The organism is Chitinophagaceae bacterium (genome assembly GCA_030053935.1).
In the GTDB taxonomy this organism is placed as follows: Bacteria; Bacteroidota; Bacteroidia; order Cytophagales; family JASGCU01; genus JASGCU01.
Window position 1 is genome coordinate 1 of the sequence record JASGCU010000008.1, and the last position, 2,091, is coordinate 2,091.

The window sequence follows — 2,091 nt, forward strand, 5'->3', positions numbered from 1 at the left end:
GTTACCGGTAATTCTATGACGACAGTGCGTAACACCAACTTTTGTGCTGACAACGGACTGACAAATGCCAACGCTTCGCAAAATAAAAAGAGAAGCAACGCCACCCACAAACCCAACCCAAGTTGCTTCACATTTTATTTTGCCCAACCGCACCCAAACCCACCCACCACCCAGACGGACAACGACAATTTTTGTGTAGAACTTTTGAGTAATAACCAACTAACAGAAATTAATTTTGCAGATATTTGAAGCCACAGTTTATACAAAAAATAACATGAGATATTACGGAGCAAAAACAAAGTTACTTCCATTCATTGAGAGTGTCGTCAAAAAGACAGGCGTGAACGGCACTTCCAACTTTGTTGACCTTTTCGCAGGGACTTCGGCTGTTGGCAGACACTTCAAAAAACTTGGCTATACAGTAATCTCAAACGACACTCTTGAATTTTCATACGCTATTGCAAAGACCTACATTGAGTTGAACGAAGAACCTCAGTTCAAAAAACTGAAATCTCACCTCAAACTGAAAAACGGAAACGAAGTTTTGTTTGACTACTTGAACAAACTCAAAATCCGTAAGAAAGGATTTATGTTTGAAAACTACTCTCCTAATGGCGGCAGACAGTATTTCACAGACGAAAATGCTCAACGTATTGACACATTTCGTTTTCTGATTGAAGAGTGGAAAGACGAAAAGAAAATTTCCGAACTTGAATACTACTACTTAATTACTTCCCTACTTCGTGGAGTTAATCTGACAAGCAATGTTTCAGGAACTTACGGAGCATTTTTGAAAACTTGGGACAAGCGTGCATTGAATCCATTGAAAATGGAAGCGGTTGAAATAATCCCAAGCAAGAACAAAAACAAAGCATATAAGCGTGATGCAAACGAATTGATAAAGGAAATTCACTCCGATATTCTCTATCTTGACCCACCATACAACGCAAGACAATACGCCTCAAACTATTTCATTCTTGAACTAATTGCAGAAGGTTGGTTCAAAGAAACACCGAAAATTTATGGTGAAACAGGAATGAGAGAATACGACCATCAGAAATCAAAATATTGTTCAAAGACAAGTGCGTTAATCGCACTTGAAGATTTGATTTTGAATTCTTCAAAAGCACAATACATTGTTCTCAGTTACAATAACGAGGGAGTAATTCCGCAAGGAGCCATTCAACAAGTACTTGGAAGAATTGGAACAGTTGAAACTTTTACAGAAAACCACAAAAGATATAAAAGCATCAATCAAACAGTAGAAGACCCACAACTAACTTTTGAAAGCCTTTTTCTTGTTCAGCCAAAAAAGACAGTCAACAAAACAAACAACTTAACAGGCAAAGAATGGTTGCAAAATTCTTTCAGCATTTGGCGTGACTTAGGAAAGACAGAAGAAGAAAAAAAATTACACCATCCTGCAATTTTCACAATCAAATTAGTTTCAAAATTGATTGACACATTCTGTAAACCGAATGGAGGGAAAATTTTGGACTGCTTCGCAGGTTCAGGCACAACTCTTATTGCAGGATTGAAAAAAGAAAAAGAAGTTATCGGTTTTGATTTGAGTTCTGAATACAAACAACAATTTATCAAGAGAGCAACCAACTCATACAACATTCCTATTTACGGCTTAGACAACAAATATCTTGTAAGCGACTCAAGAAAACTATCTGAAAAAGTTGAAGCAAATTCAATTGACTTGTGTGTTACTTCTCCCCCCTATTGGGATATACTCAATAGACAGAGAACGGCAGATATGAAAGAAAACAAAAACTATTCCGACAGTACAGAGGATTTAGGAAACATTGAAGATTACAACGAGTTTGTTTCTTCTCTCAAATCGGTTTGCAATGAAGTTTACAAAGTAGCCAAACCCAAAGGTTACTTCATTGTGAATGTTATGGACTTGCGGAAGAAGGATAAATTTTTCCCATTGCACATTGACACAGCACGAATAGCACAAGAGGCAGGTTTTTCATTTGAAGATATTCTCATTTGGGATAGACAACACGAATACAACAACATGCGACCATTGGGCTATCCTTTTAAATTTATCGTGAACAAAGTTCACGAGTATCTTTTAAT

2 protein-coding genes are annotated in these 2,091 nt (G+C 37.0%); both read left to right on the plus strand.

The genetic code is table 11. The annotated features are described in order from the left end of the window. Nucleotides 1–249 (plus strand): hypothetical protein (locus QM536_01850; GenBank protein ID MDI9355753.1); only part of this gene is annotated, 249 nt, incomplete at its 5' end. A 25-nt stretch (nt 250–274) separates the two neighbouring features. Then, a partial coding sequence (locus QM536_01855; protein MDI9355754.1) for a DNA adenine methylase occupies nt 275–2,091 on the plus strand: 1,817 nt, incomplete at its 3' end.